The sequence below is a fragment of the Fulvimarina pelagi HTCC2506 genome (genome assembly GCF_000153705.1).
In the GTDB taxonomy this organism is placed as follows: domain Bacteria; phylum Pseudomonadota; class Alphaproteobacteria; order Rhizobiales; family Rhizobiaceae; genus Fulvimarina; species Fulvimarina pelagi.
Window position 1 is genome coordinate 828,065 of record NZ_DS022272.1, and the last position, 23,839, is coordinate 851,903.

21 protein-coding genes are annotated in these 23,839 nt (G+C 60.5%); 8 read left to right on the top strand and 13 right to left on the bottom strand.

Annotated features, from left to right (window positions below; translation table 11 throughout):
* Positions 1-4 precede the first annotated feature (4 nt).
* On the bottom strand, positions 5-3,391 hold the full coding sequence (gene putA, locus FP2506_RS03805; protein WP_007066071.1) for a bifunctional proline dehydrogenase/L-glutamate gamma-semialdehyde dehydrogenase PutA: 3,387 nt from the start codon (positions 3,389-3,391) through the stop codon (positions 5-7).
* Between the two features lie 581 nt (positions 3,392-3,972).
* Here putA and FP2506_RS03810 point away from each other — a divergent pair.
* A complete protein-coding gene (locus FP2506_RS03810; protein WP_040489375.1) occupies positions 3,973-4,182 on the top strand; it encodes a DUF3126 family protein in 210 nt (69 codons plus the stop codon).
* 90 nt (positions 4,183-4,272) lie between these two features.
* Here the strand turns inward: FP2506_RS03810 and FP2506_RS03815 are convergent, their stop codons facing one another.
* Both FP2506_RS03815 and FP2506_RS03820 read right to left on the bottom strand, forming a co-directional pair.
* Positions 4,273-4,875, bottom strand: coding sequence for a transglutaminase-like cysteine peptidase (locus FP2506_RS03815; protein ID WP_007066073.1), 603 nt, complete (start codon positions 4,873-4,875; stop codon positions 4,273-4,275).
* Positions 4,876-5,420: 545 nt separating this feature from the next.
* Positions 5,421-7,970: an ATP-dependent helicase gene (locus tag FP2506_RS03820; protein WP_007066074.1), complete on the bottom strand. Its 2,550-nt coding sequence runs from the start codon at positions 7,968-7,970 to the stop codon at positions 5,421-5,423.
* A 340-nt stretch (positions 7,971-8,310) separates the two neighbouring features.
* On the opposite strand from FP2506_RS03820, the gene FP2506_RS03825 reads away from it, so the two are divergent.
* Positions 8,311-9,642 (top strand): dicarboxylate/amino acid:cation symporter, encoded by a 1,332-nt coding sequence (locus FP2506_RS03825; protein ID WP_202814192.1) that lies wholly within the window; start codon positions 8,311-8,313, stop codon positions 9,640-9,642.
* A gap of 171 nt (positions 9,643-9,813) precedes the next feature.
* Here the strand turns inward: FP2506_RS03825 and FP2506_RS03830 are convergent, their stop codons facing one another.
* Complete coding sequence (locus FP2506_RS03830) at positions 9,814-10,227, bottom strand: universal stress protein (protein ID WP_040488891.1); 414 nt, start codon at positions 10,225-10,227, stop codon at positions 9,814-9,816.
* A 226-nt stretch (positions 10,228-10,453) separates the two neighbouring features.
* Here FP2506_RS03830 and FP2506_RS03835 point away from each other — a divergent pair, with 226 nt between their 5' ends.
* The 3 genes from FP2506_RS03835 to FP2506_RS03845 are packed head-to-tail and all read left to right on the top strand — an operon-like array spanning position 10,454 to position 13,345.
* Entirely contained in the window at positions 10,454-11,266 is an 813-nt protein-coding gene (locus FP2506_RS03835) for a chorismate mutase (RefSeq protein WP_007066077.1), read from the top strand.
* 46 nt (positions 11,267-11,312) lie between these two features.
* The gene (gene hisC, locus FP2506_RS03840; RefSeq protein ID WP_007066078.1) at positions 11,313-12,407 is read left to right on the top strand and encodes a histidinol-phosphate transaminase; all 1,095 of its coding nucleotides are present in this window, start codon (positions 11,313-11,315) and stop codon (positions 12,405-12,407) included.
* Entirely contained in the window at positions 12,404-13,345 is a 942-nt protein-coding gene (locus FP2506_RS03845; RefSeq protein ID WP_007066079.1) for a prephenate/arogenate dehydrogenase family protein, read from the top strand. The genes hisC and FP2506_RS03845 overlap by 4 nt, the downstream gene beginning before the upstream one ends.
* Positions 13,346-13,348: 3 nt before the next feature.
* Here the strand turns inward: FP2506_RS03845 and FP2506_RS03850 are convergent, their stop codons facing one another.
* The 3 genes from FP2506_RS03850 to ctrA all read right to left on the bottom strand — a co-directional run bounded on the left by FP2506_RS03850 (position 13,349) and on the right by ctrA (position 15,704).
* A complete protein-coding gene (locus FP2506_RS03850) occupies positions 13,349-14,602 on the bottom strand; it encodes an MFS transporter (protein ID WP_007066080.1) in 1,254 nt (417 codons plus the stop codon).
* Positions 14,603-14,614: 12 nt separating this feature from the next.
* Positions 14,615-14,839 carry a hotdog family protein gene (locus tag FP2506_RS03855; RefSeq protein ID WP_007066081.1) on the bottom strand — a complete coding sequence of 75 codons (225 nt, stop codon included), beginning with the start codon at positions 14,837-14,839 and terminating at the stop codon, positions 14,615-14,617.
* Positions 14,840-15,011: 172 nt separating this feature from the next.
* Positions 15,012-15,704: a response regulator transcription factor CtrA gene (ctrA, locus tag FP2506_RS03860; RefSeq protein WP_007066082.1), complete on the bottom strand. Its 693-nt coding sequence runs from the start codon at positions 15,702-15,704 to the stop codon at positions 15,012-15,014.
* Positions 15,705-16,056: 352 nt separating this feature from the next.
* Here ctrA and FP2506_RS03865 point away from each other — a divergent pair, with 352 nt between their 5' ends.
* The gene (locus tag FP2506_RS03865; RefSeq protein ID WP_007066083.1) at positions 16,057-16,422 is read left to right on the top strand and encodes a flagellar FliJ family protein; all 366 of its coding nucleotides are present in this window, start codon (positions 16,057-16,059) and stop codon (positions 16,420-16,422) included.
* Positions 16,423-16,434: 12 nt separating this feature from the next.
* Here FP2506_RS03865 and FP2506_RS03870 read toward each other — a convergent pair whose 3' ends face one another.
* Both FP2506_RS03870 and FP2506_RS03875 read right to left on the bottom strand, forming a co-directional pair.
* Complete coding sequence (locus FP2506_RS03870; protein ID WP_007066084.1) at positions 16,435-16,740, bottom strand: urease subunit beta; 306 nt, start codon at positions 16,738-16,740, stop codon at positions 16,435-16,437.
* A gap of 34 nt (positions 16,741-16,774) precedes the next feature.
* The gene (locus tag FP2506_RS03875; protein WP_210160424.1) at positions 16,775-17,341 is read right to left on the bottom strand and encodes a HupE/UreJ family protein; all 567 of its coding nucleotides are present in this window, start codon (positions 17,339-17,341) and stop codon (positions 16,775-16,777) included.
* An 807-nt stretch (positions 17,342-18,148) separates the two neighbouring features.
* Here FP2506_RS03875 and FP2506_RS03880 point away from each other — a divergent pair.
* Positions 18,149-18,577 carry a Ros/MucR family transcriptional regulator gene (locus tag FP2506_RS03880; RefSeq protein ID WP_007066086.1) on the top strand — a complete coding sequence of 143 codons (429 nt, stop codon included), beginning with the start codon at positions 18,149-18,151 and terminating at the stop codon, positions 18,575-18,577.
* Between the two features lie 107 nt (positions 18,578-18,684).
* Positions 18,685-19,170 (top strand): cupin domain-containing protein, encoded by a 486-nt coding sequence (locus tag FP2506_RS03885; RefSeq protein ID WP_040489379.1) that lies wholly within the window; start codon positions 18,685-18,687, stop codon positions 19,168-19,170.
* Between the two features lie 23 nt (positions 19,171-19,193).
* On the opposite strand, the gene FP2506_RS03890 is transcribed toward FP2506_RS03885, so the two are convergent.
* Genes FP2506_RS03890 through rnr form a run of 4 tightly spaced genes read right to left on the bottom strand, consistent with a single transcriptional unit; the run spans position 19,194 to position 23,837 of the window.
* Positions 19,194-20,387, bottom strand: a complete 1,194-nt coding sequence (locus FP2506_RS03890) for an MFS transporter (RefSeq protein WP_050765116.1) — start codon at positions 20,385-20,387, stop codon at positions 19,194-19,196.
* Between the two features lie 26 nt (positions 20,388-20,413).
* Positions 20,414-21,139, bottom strand: a complete 726-nt coding sequence (locus FP2506_RS03895; protein ID WP_007066090.1) for an NUDIX hydrolase — start codon at positions 21,137-21,139, stop codon at positions 20,414-20,416.
* Entirely contained in the window at positions 21,136-21,576 is a 441-nt protein-coding gene (locus FP2506_RS03900; protein ID WP_007066091.1) for a DUF983 domain-containing protein, read from the bottom strand. Before FP2506_RS03900 ends, FP2506_RS03895 begins: the two co-directional genes overlap by 4 nt.
* On the bottom strand, positions 21,573-23,837 hold the full coding sequence (gene rnr, locus FP2506_RS03905) for a ribonuclease R (RefSeq protein WP_007066092.1): 2,265 nt from the start codon (positions 23,835-23,837) through the stop codon (positions 21,573-21,575). Before rnr ends, FP2506_RS03900 begins: the two co-directional genes overlap by 4 nt.
* Positions 23,838-23,839 lie beyond the last annotated feature (2 nt).

Consider the following 23,839-nt stretch of genomic DNA (forward strand, 5'->3'; position numbering starts at 1 on the left):
AGGCCTAGCGACCCTTCGCACGCGGATCGTTCTTTGCCACGTCGGCAAGCAGCTGCGCGTTGCCACCTGATGCCGTCGTGTCGATGCACAGGTGCCGCTCGTGCATGACGTCCGGCACGGTCACGGCCCCTGTGACGAGGCGCAGGAGAGGACCCTTGCGCTTCGCCAACTGTTTGGCGAGCTTGCGGGCCGTCTCCTCGTCACCCCACCAGATGGCGCTGCCGAACTCCGGGCCAGACGAAAGATCGCGCTCCACCGAAGCGTCTTCCACGACGCCGCCGAGACGCTCGACCGCCGCCCGCTGTTTCTTGCGGTCGTCGTCCGTCGGGCCGAGGCAGAGGATTGCCGGCCGCGGGCTGAGATGCAGCCGGTTGGATTCGCCCGTCGGCCCCGGAAGATCGATCGGGCTCGATGGCCGGTATTTCGGCGCGACCGCCTTTTGGAAGCGCGGCACATAGAACGGCCCTCCCGCCTTGGGTCCCGTGCCCGAAAGGCCTTCGCCGCCGAAGGGTTGGGAGGCGACGATCGCGCCGATCTGGTTGCGGTTCACGTAGAGATTGCCGGCATGGATGCGGTCGGTCACGTACTGCACCCGGTCGTCGATCCGCGTATGTAGCCCGAAGGTGAGCCCGTAGCCCTTGCCGTTGATGGCATCGATGACCTTATCAATGTCCTTCGCCTTGAAGGTCGCGACGTGCAGCACGGGCCCGAAGATCTCGCGCTCGATATCGGAAATGCTGTTCACGCGGATCAGAGCCGGACCGAGAAAATGGCCCTGATCCGGCGCTTCGATCTGGTGCATCAGCCGGCCTTCGGCCTTGGCCTTTGCGACATAATCGGCGATTGGTCCGTGGGCTTCCGCGTCGATCAGCGGGCCGCTGTCGGATTTGAGATACCACGGGTCGGACGGCCGGAAGGCGTCCATCGCTCCCATCAACATCTCGAAGAAGGACTTCGAGATGTCCTCCTGCACATAGACGCAACGGCAGGCCGAGCAGCGCTGGCCGGCAGACTGAAACGCCGACTGGATGATGTCGCGCACCGCCTGCTCGGGGAGAGCGGAGGAGTCGACGATCATGGCGTTAAGGCCGCCGGTCTCAGCGATCAGGGGCGCGCCGGGATGGCAGTTCTCGGCCATCGCCTGCTTAATCTTCTGGGCGGTCTCGGTGGAGCCGGTAAAGGCTGCTCCGTCGATGCGCGCGTCGGATGTCAGCGCGGCGCCAACCTGGCCCGCGCCGGGTAGAAGCTGCAGCGCCTCGCGCGGAATTCCGGCCTCGTGCATGAGCCGTGTGCCGAGATGGGCGATCAGCGGCGTCTGCTCGGCAGGTTTTGCGAGCACCGCGTTTCCGGCAGCGAGCGCCGCCGCGATCTGGCCGGTGAAGATCGCCAGCGGGAAATTCCAAGGGCTGATGCAGGCGACCCGGCCCAGCGGCTCGCTCGTCAGCTTTTTGGCTTCCTCGGCATAATAGTTGAAGAAGTCGACGGCTTCGCGCAGTTCCGCCAGCGCATCCGGCATGGTCTTGCCGGCCTCGCGCGCAAGGACCGCGAAGATTTCGCCGAAATTCTCTTCGTAGGCCGAGGCTGCCTTCTTGAGAATGCGGGAGCGTTCCTCCGCGCTGGCGTTCCACGGCTTGGCTGCCGCGAGCGCCGTTTCGACATCGGCCTTTGAGGCAAAACGCGTGGTGCCGACGACATCGCACGGATCGGCCGGATTGAGGCGTTCCACTTCGTCTTCAGGCTGGGCATCCCCGGCGATCAGAGGTCCTGCCTCGAAGCGCTTGTTACGGAACGGCTCGCGAGCGGTCTCGATATCTTCGAGGTGATCGACGGCCGTCAGGTCCCAGCCCTTCGAGTTCTCGCGAACGGGAAGGAAGATGTCCGTCCCGGGCGTCACCGGCGGTGCATAACCGAGTGCCTCGAATGGGTCTTCTGCCACCTGCTCAGGCGGTACGTCCTCGTCGACGATCTGATTGACAAAGCTCGAATTCGCGCCGTTTTCTAAAAGGCGCCGAACCAGATAGGCCAGAAGATCGCGATGCGCGCCGACCGGTGCGTAGATGCGGCAGCGAGTGCCGTGGTCCTTCATAACTATGGTGTGCAGCACTTCGCCCATTCCGTGGAGGCGCTGGAACTCGAACTCCTGCGGCTTCACGCCCATCTGCTGCGCCATGTGGATCACGGCCGCCGCCGTATGGGCGTTGTGGGTCGCGAACTGCGGATAGATGCGATCGCGATAGCGAAGCAGCTTGCGCGCATTTCCGATGAAGCTGACATCCGTTGCCGGCTTGCGCGAGAACACCGGGAAGCGAGGCAGGCCTTCCTGCTGGGTGAGCTTGATCTCCGTATCCCAATAGGCGCCCTTGACGAGGCGAACCATCAGCTTGCGGTCCAGGCGCTCGGCGGTCTCGTAGATCCAGTCGATGACGCTGCCGGCGCGAGGCCCGAAGGCCTGGACGACGATGCCAAATCCATCCCAGCCCTTCAAGCGTTCGTCCTGCAGAACCCGATCGATGACTTCGAGGGAGAGCGTCAGCCGATCCTGCTCCTCGGCATCGACGTTGAAGCCGATCTTCAGCTTGGCGGCCTTGGCGGCGAGATCGGCAACGATCGGCACCAGTTCGTCGAGAACCCGGTCGTGCTGGGCCATCTCGTAGCGCGGGTGGAGCGCAGAAAACTTGACCGAGATGCCGGGATTGGTCGCGATGTCGCCCTTTGTGGCGCGCTTTGCCATCTTCTCGATCGCGCCGTCATAGGCCTTGCGATAGCGTTCGGCGTCGGCATAGGTCCGGGCTGCCTCGCCGAGCATGTCGTAGGAATAGGTATAGCCTTTGTCCTCCTGCTCCTTGGCCCGCTCCATGGCCTTATCCATGGTCTCGCCAAGCACGAACTGGCGGCCCATCACCCGCATCGCCTGGCCGGTCGCATTGCGGATAACCGGTTCGCCGAGCCGCTTCATCGCGCCCCGCATCGCCTTCAAGGGGCCGCGATCGTTCTCTTCCAGCACACGGCCGGTCAGCATCAGCGCCCAGGTCGAGGCGTTGACGAGGGAAGAAGAAGAATGGCCGAGATGGGTGCTCCACTGACCGGGCGCGATCTTGTCCTCGATCAGTTCGTCCATGGTCTGGGCGTCGGGCACGCGCAGCAGCGCCTCGGCAAGGCACATCAGCGCAATGCCCTCTTCGGTCGAGAGGCCGTATTCTGCGAGAAAAACCTCCATCAGACCGGGATCGCCAGTCTTGCGGATGCGCTTGACCAGATCGACCGCAATGGACCCGATCTTCTTGCGGTCATCTTTCGAAAGATCGGCCTCCGCGATCAGGCCGTCCAGAACCGCGTCCGCATCCGGATAGGGAGAGATCGGCAGGACAGAGGGGGGGAGGGGCATGTCCATGGGCATGAAGGCGAGATCCTTGGGTCTTTTGACGGAACCGAACGTGTCGCGTTCACTAGAACCTAACTCGATTCAAGCCGCTGTGCAGCCCGTCGGGACAATCGGTTGCAGCGGAACAGCGAACAAAGGACATCGTAGAGACGTTCGAAGGGGTCTTCAGCCTGCATGAATGGCGATCGAACGTGTGGATTAGCACGGCAATTAGAGCGGCAAGATTGTCAGCCGATGGATGACCGGCCTCGCGCTCGAGGCCCGTCGCCCACATTCGCCAAATGAGCGAACCACGGTCAATCGAGATCCTGTGATCCTGGCATCGCCGTCCGGACCACCCGTTTCATGTTCCGTTCGAGCCGGCTTGCTCTGCAAGACGCATTGCGAACGCGATTAAAGCAAAGAGCACTGCATCATCTGGACGCCCGCGCACACGCGAAGCGTGATCGTGTCCGGTCCGTGCGGAGCAGACCCAAATCAAACCGATCTAAGCCTCCAAGGGCAATCGCGCCCGTTGGAGCGCCTAGGCCTGTTGATTGCGCAAGATGCTGCATCATCTTTGCCGGCGAACGACGAAGAGGGACGAGCAAGTGAAGCCCGAAGAAATCAAGAAGCTCGACGCCTATCTCAAGCGCACCTTTTCCAGCACGGACTTGTCTGTGCGTGCGCTTCCCAAACAGGGGGACACCGCCGAGGTCTACAAGGGCGACGAGTTCATCGGAACACTGAGCAAGGATACCGAGGAGGGGGAATTGTCCTACCATCTGACGGTGACAATTCTCGACATCGATCTTGAATAGGCAAAACGTCATGCAATAGGAAAGAGCCGGCCGCGAGCAATTCGCGAGCCGGCTTTTTGATTTAAGCGATCGAGCGCCGATCCAGATCGCTCAGCGCAGGCTGCCAACGAGGACCGAGCGGTCGTCGGCGATGTCGACCCACTTCCCGGCATGATTTTCGGCCTGGCGCTTGAGATAGGTGTAGTCCGTCTCGCTCCACAGCGAGACACGGTCGGCGAGGTTATCAAGAACAAGGTCGCCGCGATCGGTGCGCAGGGTAAGAACCGCATGGCCCTCGCCGTTCGACTGAAGGACGACGGTGATCAAAAGCGCCGAAGCGGGGACACCTGCCTGTTCGAGCATGTACTGCTTCAGTAGAACGTAGTCTTCACAGTCCCCTTCGACCTGCGGGTAGGACCAGACATCGGGCTTGCCATGGATCGCGATGTCCTCGCGAGGATAGATGCTCGTATTCACCGCGGCATTCACTTCGACGATCTTGTTCCAGAGCGCTTCGGTGAGCTGTACCGGCGCCGTGGCACGCTGTGCAGCGCATCGATCGGCGTAGCGATGGCAGAATTCATAATGACCGATAGGCTGCGAGGTGATGCTGGTCGTCGGCATATGCGCTTGACGTGCTTCAGCGGATTGGGAGAGGCCGACTGCGACAAGGGCTGTCAGGATCATGGCGGTGGTCTTGATGAAGGCGTTCATGGTCGGTCCTCTCCGTGGGTTGGACAGAACCTGCGCCCGTTGTTTTGCTTTCGAACCAAATTGCGCGCATCAATTTAGTTCAAATTGTTGGATATACTTTGGTAAGGGGCGTTGATTTCGATTTATATTGATGAATTTTGGTTAGGAAGACTTGTTCGGATTTCACCGAAATGGTGCGAAATGAGCCTTACGGTCTAACGGATCGCTAACTGTACGCCCGCGCAGCGCGCTTCCAATCGTCTGAAAGTCAGCGTGTAAGCCCTGAAAAACAGGAATTCTGGGCTGAGGAACGAAGGCAACGAAGCCTTAAGCCTCGGCCGGAATGGATAAAGTATTATTTAAAATAAAACGATAGTTCAGATCTTCGAAACCTTGGCGCTTGAGGCGGCGTTCACCCTGCCGACCCAAAAGCCCCGTTTTTCGGGTCCCTCGAACTTCGTCCGCATAGTTTCCAGGTTCTTGCATTCAGCGCTTGAGCACACGCAAGGCACTGGTGGCGCAATGTTTTCACGGAGAAACAGCGACCTTCTCGTATTGGCAGACGGTCAGATGCTTTCGAGGAAGCCTTCGAGCACGCGCTTTTGGCCTGCCTTGTCGAAATCGACGGTGAGTTTATTGCCGTCGACGAGCGCAACCGTGCCATTGCCGAATTTCAGGTGGAAGACGCGGTCGCCCTTCGAGAAGGCACTTTCGTGCTCGGCCACCGACTTGGCGACAAGTTCACCTTCGATCTCGCGCGGACCACCGCGCTTGGCCGAGGAATAGAGACCGAGACCTCTACGCGGCGGTTGGTTGTGGCCACGGCTCGCGCGACCCTGCCGCTCTGCGCCATCTGCTGTGAATCGGCCGGAAAAACCAGACGTCTGATCGCTTTCATAGGTGATCTCGCGGGTGCGTCCGCCCGACCAGCCATCGCCGCCGCCTTGGCTTGCCTTGGCCGCCTGCGCGCGTTTCCAGCCAGGCGTTCGGTAGGCGCCCTCGTTGAAGGCGGCTGCGCCATCCCATCGCGAGGCGCCGTAACCGCCAAAACCACCGGCGCCATACCCACCATATGAGGTGTTAGCTTCCATGACGTCGACATGGGCGTCGGGCAGTTCATCGAGGAAACGCGACGGGATCGTCGATTGCCAGAGCCCGTGAATGCGGCGGTTGGATACGAACCAGATCTTCGCTCGCCGCTTGGCCCGCGTGATACCGACATAGGCGAGGCGCCGCTCCTCCTCGAGACCCGAGCGCCCACCCTCGTCGAGGGCTCGCTGGTGTGGGAACAGCCCTTCCTCCCAACCCGGCAGGAAAACCGTGTCGAATTCCAGCCCCTTGGCCGAATGGAGCGTCATGATGGAGACGGCATCCATTTCGGCATTCTGCTCGGTGTCCATGACGAGCGCGACATGCTCCAGGAAGGAGGGCAGCGACTCGTATTCCTCCATGGAGCGGATCAGCTCCTTCAGGTTCTCGAGCCGGCCCGGCGCCTCGGCCGAGCGATCGTTCTGCCACATCTCCGTATACCCGGACTCCTCGAGGATCTGTTCGGCCAACTCGGTGTGTTTGGTGGACGGCAGCAACTCAGACCAGCGCTTCATGTCGAGAACGACGCGGCGCAGCGCATTGCGCGGCTTGGGCTTCAGCTCCTCGGTCTCTACTATCTCCAGCGCGGCAGGGATTAGCGGGATCTGCCGCTCGCGGGCATATTCGTGCAGTAGGCGAATTGTAGCATCGCCGAGGCCGCGCTTCGGCGTGTTGACGATCCGCTCGAAGGCGAGATCGTCGGCTGGCTGGCAGACGCAGCGAAAATAGGCGAGGGTGTCGCGGATCTCCATGCGCTCATAAAAGCGCGGACCGCCGATGACGCGGTAGTTGAGACCCATCGTGACGAATCGGTCCTCGAAGGTGCGCATCTGAAAGGAGGCGCGGACGAGAATCGCCATGTCGTTGAGATTGTGGTTCTCGCGGCGCTGGAGATCCTCGATCGCCTCGCCGATGGCACGAGCCTCCTCTTCCGAATCCCAGCCGGCATTCACCTCGACCTTCGGGTCTTCCGGGTCCGGATGATCGGTGAAGAGCGTCTTGCCAAGCCGGTCTTCATTGTGGCCAATCAGGTGCGACGCAGCACCGAGGATGTGACCCGTGGAGCGATAGTTGCGCTCCAGCCGGATGACCGTCGCGGTCGAGAACTCCTTGTCGAACCGCAGGATGTTGTCGACCTCGGCGCCGCGCCAGCCATAGATCGACTGATCGTCGTCGCCGACGCAGCAGATGTTGACCGGAGCCTGTTCGTTGTCCTTGCCTGGCCGCTGCGCCAGCAGTCGCAGCCAGAGATACTGGGCCGTGTTTGTGTCCTGATACTCGTCGACGAGAATGTAGCGAAATCGCCGGTGGTAGTCGGCGAGGACGTCCGGGTGTGCGCGGAAGATCGCAATCGGGTGCATCAGAAGATCGCCGAAATCGCAGGCGTTCAGCGTCCTCAGCCGCTCCTGATAGGCGGCGTAGAGATCGCGGCCCTTTCCGGCGAAGGCGCGGGAATCGCCTTCCGGTATTTGCTTCGGTTCGAGCCCCTTATTCTTCCAGCCGTCGAGCATGTTGGCGAAGGTGCGGGCTGGCCAGCGCTTGTCATCGAGATTTTCGGCCTGGATCAGCTGCTTTATCAGCCGTATCTGATCATCCGTGTCGAGAATCGTGAAGTTCGACTTCAGCCCGACCAGTTCGGCATGCTTGCGCAGGATCTTCACACCGATCGAGTGGAAGGTGCCGAGCCAGGGCATGCCCTCGACCTCGCCACCGACGAGGAGGCCGATACGCGCCTTCATTTCGCGCGCCGCCTTGTTGGTGAATGTTACGGCGAGGATCTGGCTTGGCCAGGCCCGGCCGGTCGCGAGAATGTGAGCGATACGGGTCGTCAGGACACGCGTCTTCCCTGTGCCCGCTCCGGCGAGCACCAGAACCGGCCCTTCCGTCGTCTCAACCGCGGCACGCTGCTCGGGGTTCAGGCCATCCAGATAGTTCGGTGCCTGCCGGCCTCGCGCGGCTATGGCGCGAGCAGCAATGCCGCCGGACTTGGGGTTCGAGACGTGCGGCGATTCGTCGAAATCCGTCATGTGCGGAAGTTAATAGCCTGCGCTGACGAACACTAGAGGAGCGCGCGTCTACGCGACATTCGGTTCGCCCGCTCTCCCATCGGAAAAGCCGAGATGCACAGGAAAGCATCGGAGCTGTTCAGGCGATAAGCACCATAGACGCTTGACCAATTCGCAATCATGGCGAAACTTAGCCGAATTAAGGTTCTGTAACCTTTAGCATTCGATCGCCGTCCGTTCGATGCCGTACAGAGGCCGAATGGGCTTACGGCCTGGCTTTCCCGGGGAAGTCGCGCCTTACCGGCCAGGCAGCTGCGGCGCGGCCGGCCAATCGAAAGGGGTCACGCGAATGTCCCTTACCATGAAAATCTTTATCGGCATGATTGCTGGCGTCGTCGTCGGTGTCATCTTCAACATGCTCGATATCGCCTTCGTCAACGAAACGATCGTCGCTGGCTTCTTCGGCATGATCGGCACCATGTTCGTCAACGCCTTGAAGATGCTGGTCGTGCCGCTGGTTATCTTCTCGCTGCTCTGCGGAGTGATGGGGATCGGCGATATCCGGGTCCTTGGACGCGTCGGTGGAAAAAGCTTCGCGCTGTACATGATGACCACCGCCATCGCGATCGGCGTCGCAATCACGATCGCGCTGTTCGTCGGTCCGGGACAGGGCTTCACAATGGAAGGCGTCGATGCGTCGGGCATCGAGGCAAAGGAAGCGCCGACGGTCTGGCAGGTCTTTGCCAACATCGTACCGTCCAATCCGATCGCCGCCTTCACCAATGGCGAGATGCTGCAGATCATCTTCTACGTGATCATCGTCGGTATCGCGGCTCTCATGCTGGGCGATCGGTCCAAACCCTTCGCCGAAGCCTGCGAATACATGAACGAACTGATGATGAAGATCGTCGGCATCGTGATGGCGTTCGCGCCTTACGGCGTCTTCGCATTGATCGCCAAAACGTTCACCGAGCAGGGTATCGAACTCTTCATTCCGGTCATTGCATATGTCGCGACGCTTACGAGCGCGCTTTTCCTGCACCTCTTCGTCACGCTGATGCTGATCCTGAAGTTGTTCTCGGGCCTCAACCCGTTCACCTTCATGAAGAAAATCCGTTCGGCCCAGCTGTTCGCGTTCTCAACGGCCTCGTCGAATGCGACGATTCCCGTAACGCTGCGGGCGGTTACGGAGCGTATGGGCGCAAACAACTCGGTCGCGTCGTTCACCGTGCCATTCGGTGCGACGATCAACATGGACGGGACTGCTATTATGCAGGGCGTGGCGACAGTGTTCCTCGCCAACGTCTACGGCATCGAGTTGGGACTGGCCGGCTATCTGACGGTTATCGCAATGGCGGTTCTGGCCTCGATCGGAACCGCCGGCGTCCCGGGCGTCGGTCTCGTCATGTTGACGATGGTGCTAACCCAGGTTGGCCTGCCGATCGAAGGCATCGCTCTTATCCTCGGTGTCGACCGGCTGATGGACATGATCCGCACGGCCGTGAACATCACCGGCGATGCGGTGGTCTCGATGGTCGTCGCAAAGACCGAGGGTCAGTTCAGCCAAGCGGTCTACGACGATCCGAATGCGGGTCTGGCCGACGACGACCTTTCGGTCGATCCGGTCGCCGAAGAGCATCTGAAAGAGGCGACGCGTCCGAAAGGCTCGATGCATCCAAGCCCGGCCGAGTGACGTAGCTACACCTGCAGTCGGAAGACTGTTGGGTACCTGACCTGAGCCGGCGGGGCGAAAGCTTCGCCGGTTCTCGGCATGGAGCGCAACGCCGGTCGACAACGAACGGGTCGGGCACCAATGCGCCCAACACGCTTCGCCGTTCTTCCTTGTCCGTCTTCGGCTTGGTGCTTAACGCACCAGCATCACCGAGACCGAGGCCCTCGACGCGACCTTAGCGCCGTGCGCCGCGTAGAAGTGGTCCGGTATGCCCGGAACATGGGTTGCCATGACGACCAGATCGGAACCGTTTCTTTCGATCGCCTTCAGAATCGCACGGTCTAGTTCAACGGACGGATCATGAACGATGACGGCTTCGCCTGTCGCGGATACGCCGTAGGTGTCACTCTGCGACTTGGCGAACCGCTCCACCGCTTTCTTGTATTCCTCCGGCGTGTGTGCGGACCCGGACGGAGCGCTAGAACCGACACCGACATAGACGATCGATGCCTGATAGTGCTTGGCGAGATCAGCGGCGGTTTTCATCGCCTTTTCGAGTTTCTCGCGATGATCGAGATCGATGGGGACGAGAATGCGGGTGTACATGCGAATCCTCCTTCGTTTGATCCAAGCGAGCGGCTCTGAAGAGAAGCCTTCGCAGACGCGCGAGGTTTCGATCTTCACTGTCTGGCCGCACAGAAAGCCACTCATTCCAACGGCACGCCTGCATCTTACTCCCAATGCGCGACGCGTTTAGGCTTTGCGGTCGAAACCGACAGCCGTTAGAAGCGGACCGCCGAGCGAAGAGCCAGGAGCGGTAACGGTGCAGAAGATGGTCGAAACGGCTAAAGCGAATTCGGGGGACCCGGCGCGGCTCGTCGAATTGCGCGCCAAGATCGACGCGATCGACGAGAGCGTGCACCGGCTTCTCATGCAGCGTGCCAGCGTCATCGACGAGTTGATCGAGGTCAAAGGCACAGTGCGTGACGGTGCCGCCTTCCGCCCAAGCCGCGAGGCCTCGATGATGCGCGAACTCATCGCGCGCCATGAGGGTCATCTCCCGATCGCGACGATCGAGCATTTCTGGCGCGAGATCATATCGACCTTCACCCATCTCCAGGCGCCCTACGAGGTCATCACGTCTCCTTACGGGGTCGACTCCGCGGCCGCTATCGAGGCAGCACGATTTTATTTTGGATTCTCAGTACCGTTGAAACTGGTCGGCGGGCAGCAGGAGGTCGTCGCCGCGATCGAGAGCGGTGGCGACCGCCTCGGCGTGCTCGCTCTCGAAGGCGCCCATCCGTGGTGGCAGGGGCTGCGGAATGGCGCGATCGTCTGTGCCCTCCCGTTCGTCGAGAGCCCCGAGCATCCGATTAGGAAGCCAGCCGTTGTCATTGCGCCGCCGCTAGCCGATCCGGCGATCCCGGAAATCAGCTGCTGGCGGGCCGATGGGCTGACGGCGATGGCGCGCGGCGAGGACGGCATGAAGGTACTCGCCCAAGCGCCTTACGGAACCGGCCTCTTCAGCGCCTTGATAGCGACGAAGCTGGAAGAGGGCGCATTGCAGTCGCGCCTCGGAGGCGAAGCCGAACTCAGCCAGGTCGGCGGGTTTGCGCCGCCGCTCCATTGGCCGTATTCGGCCTGAGCCATATCACGATCCCGCGTTCATTGCTTCGCTGAAAGCCGATCCCATGCGACCCGAACCGATCCCAGGCATTCTGGATATCGAGCCCTATGTCCCGGGCAAAAGCAAAGCGCCTGCAGGCGTTAAGCTGCACAAGCTGTCCTCTAACGAAACCCCGCTTGGAGCCTCGCCGAGAGCGATCGAGGCGGCGCGCGCAGCGCTGACTGGGCTGGAAGTTTATCCCGACGGGCAAGCGAGCGCACTGAAAAGTGCGATCGCCGAGGTGCATGGTCTGCGCACGGAAAACATCCTATGCGGCAATGGTTCGGACGAACTGCTCGGTCTCCTGTGCCAGTGCTATCTCGCGCCGGGCGACGAAGCGATCCACTCCGAACACGGCTTTCTCGTGTACAACATCCAGATCAAGGCGCGGGGCGCGGTTGCGGTCATTGCGCCAGAAACGAACGCGACGGCGAACGTCGATGCGATCTTGCAGCGCGTCAGCCACAAGACGCGGCTCGTGTTTCTCGCCAATCCGAACAATCCGACTGGCACATATCTTCCCTTCGACGAAATCCGGCGGCTCCATGCCGCCCTGCCCAACCATACGATTCTGGTGCTCGACGCCGCCTATGCCGAATATGTTCGCAAGAACGACTACGCGGCGGGGCTGGAGCTCGTTTCGGAAACCCAGAATGTTGTCATGACGCGGACCTTCTCGAAGATCTATGGCCTCGCCGCCTTGCGGGTCGGCTGGATGTACGGTCCCGAAGCGATTGTCTCCGTTCTCGATCGAGTGCGCGGTCCATTCAATCTCAACGCGGCGGCGATTGCAGCGGGCGCTGCCGCCATCAAGGACCGCGCTTTCGTGGAGAAAGCGGCCGACCACAACGCCGAATGGCTCGCTTGGACAACCGGACAGCTAGAGGCGTTGGGGCTGACCGTGACACCGAGTGTTGGTAATTTCATTCTTGTCCATTTTCCTGATGCACCAGGTCGCAGAGCCGCCGATGCTGACGCTTTCCTTACCGAACGCGGCTTCATCCTGCGCCGCGTGACCGGATACGGCTTCCCGAACGCGCTCCGTATGTCGATTGGCAGCGAAGAGGCCAATCGCGGCGCCGTCGATGCGCTGACAGCATTTTTGGATGGCGGGAGATGAGCGAAAGCTTTCAACCTTTCGAACGGCTTGCCCTTATCGGTATTGGGTTGATCGGCTCTTCCCTCGCCATCAATGCGAGGGCCCACAGCCTAGCCAAGCATATAGCTATCTCCACGCGCCGCGCCGAGACGCTGACGCGAGCGGAAGAACTGGGCCTCGGCGACAGCTTCCATCTGCAGGCAGCGGACGCCGTGAAGGATGCCGATCTCGTCATCCTTTGCGTGCCTGTCGGCTCGGTCGGAGCGGTGACTAAGGAGATTGCGCCTGCGCTGAAATCCGGTGCGATTGTTTCAGATGTAGGCTCGGTGAAGGGATCTGTGATCGCCCAGATGCGGCCGCATCTGCCGGAGGATGTGGAATTTGTGCCCGCCCACCCGATCGCCGGTACCGAACAGTCCGGGCCAGATGCTGGCTTCCTCGAACTGTTCGAAAAGCGCTGGTGCATCCTGACCCCTGTGCAGGGCGCCAGCGAGGCGGCGACCGAGCGGTTGAAAACCTTTTGGATTGCTTGTGGATCGGACGTGGAAATCATGACAGCCGAGCACCACGACCGGGTGCTCGCGATCGTCAGTCATCTTCCCCACCTCATCGCTTATAACATCGTCGGCACGGCCTACGACATGGAGGAGGTGACACAGTCGGAGGTCGTGAAATATTCCGCCTCGGGTTTCCGCGATTTCACGCGTCTCGCTGCCTCCGATCCGACCATGTGGCGTGACGTCTTCCTGAACAACCGCGATGCGACCCTTGAAGTGCTTGCGCGTTTCTCCGAAGACCTCTCCGTTCTTCAGCGAGCCATTCGCGACGGCAAGGGCGACCAGCTGTTCGAGACCTTTACCAAGACCCGGGCGATCCGCCGTGAGATCATCGAAGCCGGCCAGGATACGCCCAAGCCGAACTTCGGTCGCACGAAGCCGCCGAAGAAGTGGGAAGGATGAGGCCTATCCCAGTCCGCTCGCGATCCTCCGTGCGGCCGGATGCCGCTTCAGCATCGCCATCGCGGCAATGCCGATGATTGGGCCCGGTAGGAGAATTAGAAAGGTCCATCGCCAACTTCCGAGCCATTCGGCAACAAGAGGCGTCACCCAGATCGCAGCAACGGTAAGCGCAAAGCCGACTCCCATCTGCAAGGTGAGGGCCGTGCCCACGTAGCGTGGATCGGCAACCTCCGTGACGCAGGCTGAGAACTGTGCGGAGTCTCCGACCACCGCCACACCCCAAGTGATGGCGATCAGAAGAAAGAGAACGAACGGTCCATCGAAGGTAAAGCCGATCAGCGCTGCGCATGCGCCGGAGACAGCCAGCATCCAGATGGTGGTCGTCGAGCGACCGACTCGGTCCGCCATGTATCCGCCACCGACGCAGCCGATTGCGCCAAGACCGATCACGGCAAAGGTGATGAACGAGACGAGAGAGGGCGATTCGTAACCCTGCGAACTCAGAGCCGCGGCCGAATACGCGAGGAACCAACCCCAGAAGGCGTAGAGTTCCCACATGTGACCGAAATAGCCGAGATTGGCGAGCATCAATGGCCGGTTCCGGACGACCTGGCCGATCTGACGCGGTGCGAAGACGGCCTTCGAAAAGGGATGGGGCCCCTCGACTGCCACGAGGAGAAAAAGCGCTCCGCCTGTAAAGGTCATCAGCGAGGAAGCGATGATGACGGCCTGCCAGTCGAACCCGGCAGTGACAGCCCTCACGAGATGCGGGGCAGCCGAACCCAGCGTCAGCGCGCCGATCACTGCACCAAGGGCAAGGCCACGGCCGGCCTTGAACCAGGTGGAGATGAATTTCATCGAGGGCGGATACACCGATGCGAGAGCAATGCCGGTCACGATGCGAGCGGCGATGACGATCGATGGATCGGGTGCGATCAGTAGAACAGCGTTCGCTATGGCCGCGATCGTCGCGGAAAGGCCGACCAAGCGACCGACAGGAACAAGATCCGGCAAGTTTACGAAGCTCGCGGCAACCGCACCTATGACAAAGCCGATCTGCACGCCGTTCGTCAGCCATGCGCTCTCTGCCGGCGACAGGCGATAGACTTGCGTGAGTTCAGGGATGACAGCCGTTGCGGAGAACCAGACCGTGAGGGCCAGCACGATTGCGACGCATACTAGACCCAACATGCGCCAGCGGCGCGGATCGGGGATCTCCTGCTTCAAGGTCGAAGCGGCGTGGATGGCATTGCTCAAGGCTCTCGATCCTCAGGCCTCAACCGGTATCGGATAGGTCGGCGAAGAGCCGTCCAGGCAGGTCTCGCCTTCTCCGTTCACGACCGACACCACTATTTCGCAAACTGCCTTGTCGGCGCGGAGATCGCCGAATTCTATGCGGGTCATCGTTTTGCCGACGCCGACAGGTTTGAGGAGATTGACGTTAGTTCCCATGGACAGGATGCCGGTCCAACCGTCTGTCTCGCTCTCGGTCACGGCGCTCCCCCTTTAATCGACCATCTTGGCTTCGGGTCAGCATCTAGGGGAGAGTCTGTCGTCGCAAACGATGACACGTACGCGACCATCCACGAATGATCGGGACACAAAAGAAAAAGCCCGTCCGGGGGATCCCCGGCGGGCTTTGTATAAGCGGTCGAAGGCTGCCGGATCAGGCGGCTGCTTCTTCCTCGATCTCACGCAACACGTAGCCGCGGCCCCAGACGGTTTCGATGTAGTTCTTGCCGCCGGTTGCATTCGCGAGCTTTTTGCGGAGCTTGCAGATGAAAACGTCGATGATCTTCAGTTCCGGCTCGTCCATGCCGCCGTAAAGATGGTTGAGGAACATTTCCTTGGTCAATGTCGTGCCCTTGCGGAGCGAGAGCAGCTCCAACATGGCGTATTCCTTGCCGGTGAGATGGACGCGCTGGCCACCGACTTCGACGGTCTTGGCGTCGAGGTTCACAGTGAGATCGCCGGTATTGATGACCGACTGGGCATGGCCCTTCGAGCGACGGACGATGGCGTGGATGCGTGCCACCAGTTCATCTTTATGGAAGGGTTTGGTCATATAGTCGTCGGCACCGAAGCCGAGGCCGCGGACTTTGTCCTCGATGCCGGCCATACCGGAGAGGATGAGGATTGGTGTTTTGACCTTCGAGAGCCGGAGTGTTCGAAGCACCTCATATCCCGACATGTCCGGAAGGTTCAGATCAAGGAGGATGAGATCGTAGTCGTAGAGCTTTCCGAGATCGACGCCTTCCTCACCAAGATCCGTCGTGTAGACGTTAAAGCTTTCCGATTTCAACATCAGTTCGATGCTCTGCGCCACCGCACTGTCGTCTTCAATCAAAAGAACGCGCATAAGAAGTTCCTCTCAGCCGGCCGCGCCGAATCTTGATCGGTTCGGCAAAGCTCTGTTCTGTCTTAGTTCGGCCATGATGGTGGCACGAGATGGTTAACAAATGCTATCGGCCCGTCATGGACCAGGCCGCAGGCATCTGCGGACGGTAAGTTCGAGTGGCGCAAATTGCGTCCGAGATAACGCCTTTTCTTTCAGAGGCGTACATGACGATCCCGATTTACTCGGCCTTAAAACCTCGTCCCTATGATTAACCCTGCGCGTAAACAGACGGTTAAGGGCTACCAATCGAGCCTTGTCTGAAGCAGTGGCGCACCGGTCCGATCAAACGTCGGACGCTCTAGGGGAACGAGGCATGAAAAAAGAAAATTTGACGCGGCTCGCGCGGTTCAAGCTGAACGAGAAGCGACGTCAGGTGGAACAGCTTGAGCTCATGATGGCCGAGTTCGACCGCATGTGCAGCGATCTCGATGCGCAGATCGCCTCGGAGGAAAAGAAGAGCGGAATCACCGATCAGAATCACTTCGCCTATCCGATGTTCGCTAAAGCGGCGCGAACGCGTCGTGATAATCTCGGCAATTCGGTGAACGACTTGAGGGTGCAGATCAATGCCGCAAAGATCGCACTGGAAGAAGCCGAGGCCGAATTCGAGCATGCCGAAAAGCTTCAGCAGCGCGACATGATGCGCGAGGACGGCGAATTCCAGAAGGCCGTCGGCTGAAAGCTTGGCCTTTTAAAGTGAGCCCATCACTGCTGCGTTGAAGCCGTAGATCTTTCGGCTTCCGCGAACCGGAACCAGCCGCACTTCGCGAGTCTGGCCCGGTTCGAATCGGACAGCCGTGCCTGCTGGGATGTCGAGCCGCATGCCACGCGCGGCCATCCGGTCGAACTGCAGGGCTGGATTAGTCTCCGCAAAATGATAGTGGCTGCCTACCTGGATCGGCCGATCCCCGGCATTGGAAACCTCGATCCGCAGAACTGGCGCGCCTTCGTTGAGGACGATATCGCCGTCGCGGGTGAGAATTTCGCCAGGGATCATCTTCTCCACCGTCCGTTTCTAAAGGCCTGAAGGCTCAGTTCAGCGCAAGGAACAGGCTTGCACCCACCGCCATGAAGCCGGCAATTCGGGACACAAACGGTATGTTGCCTGTCTGGATGCGCTTGCCCGCAACGCATGCCGTCGCGAGGACGACGGCCGTCGCCACGAGGAAGCCGGCGGCGTAACTTATTGCCGAAGCTCCGCCGATCTCTGCGCCATGCGCTGCACCATGAGCAAAGGCAAATCCACCTGCAACGGCGAGCGCAAAAGCCGCACGTAGGCGAATCATACCGGCGATGACGAGCCCGAAGACTGCGAGCGACAGCAGGATTGCGCCTTCAGCATAGGGGGCAGTGCCGGTCTGAAGGGCGACAGCAAAGCCAGTGCCCATCGTCGCGAGAAAGACCAGCGGCAACACCACCCGATATTTCCCACCGAGAAGGGCGGCCCAGAGGCCGGCGAGGACGATCGCGATGAGATGGTCGAGACCCGCCAGCGGATGCATGAAGCCTGCGGCGAACGAACTGTGCTCGGCGAGAGTCCCCGTGTGCGCCATCGCAGATGCGGTCAACGCGAATAGGATGGCTGCGGCGGGCGTCATTGCATTCTTCATCGATGGTGTCCCATTCTGATCTGGTCGACTGGCGGTCCTGGTTGGATCCCGCACTAGAGGTGGCGCACAAATGGCTCATGCGTCGTGACAGGCTGCAAATTGCCACAGTGCCAGAGTTCGCGAAAGCGGTCAGACCGATATTCTGAGTACCAACGAGTTTCACATCGATTTTCGCACGGTAGCGCCGCCATAGCAGTAGCGGGCTTGCATAAATGCTTCGTCCTCGCGCGCGACCAAATCAGGTGAGGTGGGCCTAATTTCCGCCATCGGACGGTAACGCGTTGGTCAATAGCGCGGTGAAGTCGGTCGATCTGCATCGATACATCGAATTCACATGCGGATTTACTGAGGTCTGATCGTCAAAGATCGGCTAGCGTTGTCGAGCAGGCCGAATAAGCGTCGTTATTGAAACGAGGGATCGTAGATTCAATCACCGCTAGGCTTGAACGCCCCTTGAAAGCCTTTCTTACCGGCGTTCAGCGAAGAAGTTGCGGTGACCTGTAGCGATAGAACCGGTCGTTGTACGGGGCCTTTGTCTTTCTCATCCGCGAATCAACGTGCGGCCTGTTTGGAAAGACGCTGATTTGAGATGCTTTTTCCTTGTTCGTTTCTAGATAAAACTATGTGTGAACGAAAGGCGGGGTTGACACGAAGTACTCTGATAACAATACAGGGATTATTAGCCGATTACGTCGGGTTTACAGGGCAGCATCAGCCGGTCGGCATGTCGTGTTGCATGCGACGGTAGCAAAAACCCGGCAAACAACGAAATTGTGAAGATAAAGGACGCTCACGATGGACCAGATCGAACCATTAGTCGATAACAACGAAATGCTGATGGAATTGACGGCGGAAGTCGTTGCCGCATATGTAAGCAATAATTCCCTGCCAGTATCCGAATTGCCTTCGCTGATCTCCGACGTTTACGGTGCGCTTGGTCGCACAACGGCGCCAGCGCAGGAGCCGCAGGCAGAAAAGCCACGGCCGGCCGTGCCAATCAAGAAATCGGTGACCGACGACTACATCATTTGCCTGGAAGACGGTAAGAAATTCAAGTCGTTGAAGCGTCATCTGATGACCCACTACAACCTGTCGCCCGAAGAATATCGCGACAAATGGGATCTGCCGGCAGACTATCCGATGGTCGCACCGAACTATGCGGCCGCTCGCTCGCGTCTCGCTAAGCAGATGGGCCTTGGCCACAAGCGGCGTCGCGGCCGCTAAGGCGCCGAGCGACGGATTGGCGACGCCCGATCGAGTGTCTAAGATAAGGCGCGGCCTTCCGGTCGCGCTTTTTCTTTGGCGGGAATGCGTTCGGCGAGGAGGGCATGATGTCTGATCACACGCATGAACATCGAGACTGGAAGCATGATGGCGTCCGCGTCATCAAAGGTGACCGCCTCGATGACAACACGCCCCAAACACCCGGCATGTATCGGCAGGCTGCGATCAACCAGGCCCGCGTCGGCGCGCAGAAGATCTGGGCGGGAACGGTCAGTATCCAGCCGGATGCGAAGACCGGCGTCCACCACCACGGCGAACTCGAAAGCGTGATCTACGTGGTCAGTGGCCGCGCGCGCATGCGTTGGGGCGAGAAGCTGGAATACGTCGCTGAGGCTGGACCGGGCGATTTCATCTTCGTGCCGCCCTTCGTGCCGCATCAAGAGATTAACGCCGCACCCGACGAGACGCTCGAATGCGTTCTCATGCGCTCCGACAACGAAGCGGTCGTCGTGAATCTCGACGGGGTCGAACCGGTGGAAAAGCCCGAAGAGGTCTACTGGGTCGACCCGATCCACCGGCATCCAGAAAGTTGAAGCTCAGCAGATCCGGCAACCGGCTAGCGGACAAAGAAGCGCCGACTGGCGACGAGGACCATATAGGCCCCGAAGAAGAGGGCAAGCGACCAGGCAAAGCCGTTCGGCCCGAAGATATCCATGCCTGATCCAATCACCTGAGGTCCGACCAGCATGCCGGCTGAGTAGCAGAAGATGAAGGCGGCGTTCGCCGCCGCAAGATCGGAGCCGGAGAGTTTCGAGCCGAGATGGGCGAGCCCGACCGTGTAGAGGCCCGCCACGACGCCGCCCCAGAGGAAAAGGACTCCGGCCATCAGCGTCCAGTTCGTCGATAGCGTTGGCAGAAACAGCGTGCCAATCAAGCCGACTGCAGCAAAGATGACGAGCAGCGTACGGCGGTCCTTCACGCGGTCCGATAGCAGCCCGATCGGAATTTGCATAACGACATTGCCGAGGCCGATGGCCGTCAGGAGCTGGGCGGCCGCCGACTCTGTGAAGCCGATACGATTGCCGAATACGGGAAAGAGCGCGAAGCCGCCCGCCTCCACAGCACCGAAAACAAGCACGGCGCCAGTCGCGGTAGGGATCACCCAGATATAGCGCCAGAAGGAGCGGTCGTTTCCACGCCGTTCGAGCGGCGGTTGGCGTTTCCAAGCCAGAAGCAATGGAAAGGCGGCGAAAAGAATGACGCCGGCACCGATCCCGAAGGGCAGGAAGCCGACCGAACCGACAACCGAGAAAATGTATGGACCAAGCGCGAATCCCAAGGATAGGACTGTCGCGTAAATGCCGAGGACAAAGCCGCGCGAGCGCGGCGGCGCGGCGGCATTGATCCAGTATTCCGACAGGATGAAGAGCGCAGTGATCGAGAAATGAAAGATCAGACGAAGCGGGAACCATGTCCAGAAGGCCTCGAAGACATAGAAACCTACTGCCGAGAGCGCGCTAGCGAGGATTGCGAGAAGCATCGTCAATCGCACGGTCAGTCGCCGGGCGATTGGTGTGATGAGGGGCGCTGCGATCAGTGAAGCCAGGCCGGCGACGGCCGTGTTCGCGCCGATGAGGCTGGCAGAGATGCCGCGACGTTCCAAAATGACGCTGAGAAGCGGTAGGCCGAGACCAAGCGCAATGCCGACTGCGCTGATCGAGGCAATGGCGGCGCAGGCGGACAACCAATCGATCTTCTCGAGGCGCGCTTCCGCCTGGAAGATGATCTCGTCCGATTTCCGCTTCGCCATGGAGCCGGCCTCTCGGTCCGAGCGCATCATAGAAGATCGCGCCGTAGGACGCCGTCCTCGACGTAGTAGAACGGCATTCTCTCCCGCGGATCGAAAAGCGTCGCGGCCAGAATGCGGCACTCGACGTCCCTTAGGATACGTTGTGTGATGCGGGCAAGCCGCAAGTCCCGAAGTTCGGCTCTGTCATACCATCCGAGGTCTTCCAGTTCGTCCGAAACGGCGCCGAGATCGACGCTCTTGTTCGCGAGGCCATTCGCATCAGCTGCGAAAAAGCGGGCGTCGTATCGAACGGGATAGCTTTCAGGCGTGATCGCGCGGGCGACGGGGACGAGCCCCTCGCACCAGGGCGAGAGGCCATGTGCCGCGAAGTCGGACCAGTTCTGAGGCGGATTGTCGAACCGAGCGTAGGTGCCAAAGATCAGACCCGTTTCCTCGAAGGTCTCGCGGATGGCTGCGAGCGGCAACGCGGCTAGTTGGTCGAACGTGAAGTCGGACTTCGGCTCGAGGCGATCCTGCGCTTCAGTGGTGAGCGCGAAGCGGTGGGCGATTTCGAGGTCGCCGGCTTCGACCGCACCGCCGGGAAAGACGGTGACCCCCGGCATGAAGACATGACCGTTGCCGCGTCGACCCATCAGGAAGCGTGGGCTTTCGGATCGCATATCCACGAGGATCAGGGTTGCTGCGGAGCGCACGGGGGCGATGCTCGCAACCACCGGGCCGTCGTTGGCGCCGACCTCACGCTCGCGGATCACCCGATCTCCTCGGTTTCCCCGCCGAAACCGCCAAGGCGCAACGCCCATTGCAGCCCGATCGTCGCGCCTTTCAGCGGCTGCATGAGAAGGAGCGACAGAACAACCGTTACAGGTATCCAAATTGCCATATGGGTCCAGATCGAAAGCGTTACAGCGGCTTCGAGACCCATGAACAGCGCAACGATCAGATGACCCACAATGAAGATTGTGAGGTATGGCGGGAGATCATCGGCGCGGTGATGGTAAATCTCCTGGCCGCATGCCTCACAGGCATTGACGCTTTTGACGAAGCCGCCGAACAGCTTGCCTTCACCGCAGTTGGGGCATCGGCATCTCAAACCGCGCAGAAGCGCTTGACCGAGATTGCGCTCGCTCGACAGATCGTTGGCGCTAGCGATCGCACTCGACGATGCGGAGAAACGGGCGGCCTCGCTCATCTGCGTTTCCTCACTTTCGCAGCGGTGTTCTTGGTCGACCGCCGATGGTTGCGGGTGCTTTTATGGCTCTTATGGAATGACTGTGTGCCACGCGGTAGTTTGCGCGGTTCCGTCAGCATCTCGAATTGCATCGAGCCGGTCAGCGGTGCAACTTCAACGATCCGGACCTCGACCGTATCGCCGAGCCGGTAACCCCTGCTGCTGCGCTCACCGACAACCATGCGGGCTGCCTCGTCGAAGCGAAAGAACTCCTTGCCGAGCGTTGAGATCGGCACGAAGCCGTCGGCGCCATAGGTCGGCAGGGCAACGAAAAGGCCGGCTTTGGTGACGCCGGCTATTCGGCCCGTAAAGTCCTCGCCAACCTGATCGGCAAGGAAGTGGGCGATGAGGCGGTCGACCGTGTCGCGCTCGGCGGCCATTGCGCGCCGCTCGGCCTGGCTGATCGCCTCGGCGGTCTCGACGAGATCGGCCTCTGCCTCCTTGGTCAGCCCATCATCCCCGAGATTGAGCGCCGTGATCAGCGCCCGGTGAACGATCAAATCGGCGTAGCGGCGGATTGGTGAGGTAAAATGCGCATAGCGCGCGAGGTTCAGGCCAAAGTGGCCGATGTTGTCCGGCTCGTAGACTGCCTGGGATTGAGACCGCAGAACCACCTCATTAACGAGGCTCTCGTTCTCGGTGCCCTTTACCTTCGTCAGAATACCGTTGAAATGCGACGGGCGGAGCGAGCCGCTTTTCGCGAGCGAAATTTCCAGCGTTTTCAGGAATTCGCGTAGGGATTCGAGCTTGGCGAGCGACGGCGCATCATGAACTCGGTAGATCAGCGCCTGCCTCTTGTTCTCCAGCGTTTCTGCTGCAGCGACATTGGCGAGGATCATGAATTCCTCGATCAGCCGGTGGGCGTCGAGCCGCTCAGGAACGACGACCTTGGACACGCGTCCGGACTCGTCAAGCTTTATCTTGCGCTCCGGCAGGTCGAGGGCGAGGGGAGCGCGTTCGTCACGGGCCTGAGAGACGAGCCGGTAAGCAGCCCAAAGCGGTCGTAGCATGCCCTCGGTAACTTCCGCGGGCACCTCGTTCGGCGTTCCATCGATTGCCGCCTGCGCTTCTTCATAGGCGAGCTTGGCGCGGCTCTTCATCATGATGCGGTGGAAGGAGTGCGAACGCTTCCTGCCGTCGCCGCCAATCACCATGCGCACCGCCATGGCAGGCCGGTCGACGCCCTCCTTCAGGGAACAGAGATCATTCGATATCCGCTCCGGCAGCATCGGCACGACGCGGTCAGGGAAATAGACGGAGTTGCCGCGAAGCTTCGCCTCGTCGTCGAGCTTTGATGCGGTGCGGACATAGGCTGCAACATCGGCAATCGCGACTGTGACGACCATGCCACCGGGGTTCTTCGGGTCGTCGTCGACGAGCGCATGAACCGCGTCGTCGTGGTCCTTGGCATCAGGCGGATCGATCGTAACGAGCGGCACAGATCGCCAGTCCTCGCGACCTGCCATAATCGCCGGCCGGGCATCTTCCGCTTCTTTGTGCACGCCGTCTGGAAAGATATGCGGAATGCCGTGCGCATGCAGCGCAATGGCCGAGATCGCCCGTTCAGACTGCGCAGATCCGACCACCTCGATCACTTTGCCGACTGGCAGCCCTATTCGGCGCTGCTTCGCCATGTCGGCTTCCACCAAGTCGCCGTCCTTGGCGCCGTTCTCGTCGCCCGGGCGGATCAGGATTTCGTTCTGCTTGCGCTCGACCGGCTCGACGCGCCCGCCGCCATGCTTCTCGGCACGAAAGACGCCCAGCATGAGACCGCGCGATTTCTGCAGAACGCGGATGACGGCGGCAATCTTCGTTCCGTCTTCCGCGTCGTCGATCTTGGCGAGGATGCGCTCGCCGAGGCCGGCCGTCTGTGTCTTCGGGTTCTGGCGAACTAGGAGGCGAGGGCGCTCGCCATCCTCGTCCTCATTCCACTCAGCAGGTTCGGCTAGTAGCCCGCCGTCCCTATCGCGCGACCGTACTTCGAGGACCGTGACCGGCGGGAGTTGCCCTGGCCGCTTGAAGCACTTGCGAGTGCCCGCAAGGACGCCCTCTGCCTGAAGATCGGCTATGAGATCCTTGAGCGCGACCCGGCGATCCCCCTTTATATCGAAGGCTTTTGCGATGTCGCGCTTGCTCGACCTGCCCGGATTATCCGCGATGAAACGGAGGACGGCGTCACGGCTCAGTTCCGGCGCTTCTGTGCGCGATTGTTTTCTCGCCATAT

Bases quoted from the DNA above. Each gene is read 5' to 3' on its own strand.
- putA (WP_007066071.1), bottom strand. From the start codon at position 3,391: ATGGACATGCCCCTCCCCCCCTCTGTCCTGCCGATCTCTCCCTATCCG.
- FP2506_RS03815 (WP_007066073.1), bottom strand. From the start codon at position 4,875: ATGAACGCCTTCATCAAGACCACCGCCATGATCCTGACAGCCCTTGTC.
- FP2506_RS03820 (WP_007066074.1), bottom strand. From the start codon at position 7,970: ATGACGGATTTCGACGAATCGCCGCACGTCTCGAACCCCAAGTCCGGC.
- FP2506_RS03825 (WP_202814192.1), top strand. From the start codon at position 8,311: ATGAAAATCTTTATCGGCATGATTGCTGGCGTCGTCGTCGGTGTCATC.
- FP2506_RS03830 (WP_040488891.1), bottom strand. From the start codon at position 10,227: ATGTACACCCGCATTCTCGTCCCCATCGATCTCGATCATCGCGAGAAA.
- FP2506_RS03835 (WP_007066077.1), top strand. From the start codon at position 10,454: ATGGTCGAAACGGCTAAAGCGAATTCGGGGGACCCGGCGCGGCTCGTC.
- hisC (WP_007066078.1), top strand. From the start codon at position 11,313: ATGCGACCCGAACCGATCCCAGGCATTCTGGATATCGAGCCCTATGTC.
- FP2506_RS03845 (WP_007066079.1), top strand. From the start codon at position 12,404: ATGAGCGAAAGCTTTCAACCTTTCGAACGGCTTGCCCTTATCGGTATT.
- ctrA (WP_007066082.1), bottom strand. From the start codon at position 15,704: ATGCGCGTTCTTTTGATTGAAGACGACAGTGCGGTGGCGCAGAGCATC.
- FP2506_RS03865 (WP_007066083.1), top strand. From the start codon at position 16,057: ATGAAAAAAGAAAATTTGACGCGGCTCGCGCGGTTCAAGCTGAACGAG.
- FP2506_RS03870 (WP_007066084.1), bottom strand. From the start codon at position 16,740: ATGATCCCTGGCGAAATTCTCACCCGCGACGGCGATATCGTCCTCAAC.
- FP2506_RS03875 (WP_210160424.1), bottom strand. From the start codon at position 17,341: ATGACGCCCGCCGCAGCCATCCTATTCGCGTTGACCGCATCTGCGATG.
- FP2506_RS03880 (WP_007066086.1), top strand. From the start codon at position 18,149: ATGGACCAGATCGAACCATTAGTCGATAACAACGAAATGCTGATGGAA.
- FP2506_RS03885 (WP_040489379.1), top strand. From the start codon at position 18,685: ATGTCTGATCACACGCATGAACATCGAGACTGGAAGCATGATGGCGTC.
- FP2506_RS03890 (WP_050765116.1), bottom strand. From the start codon at position 20,387: ATGGCGAAGCGGAAATCGGACGAGATCATCTTCCAGGCGGAAGCGCGC.
- FP2506_RS03900 (WP_007066091.1), bottom strand. From the start codon at position 21,576: ATGAGCGAGGCCGCCCGTTTCTCCGCATCGTCGAGTGCGATCGCTAGC.
- rnr (WP_007066092.1), bottom strand. From the start codon at position 23,837: ATGGCGAGAAAACAATCGCGCACAGAAGCGCCGGAACTGAGCCGTGAC.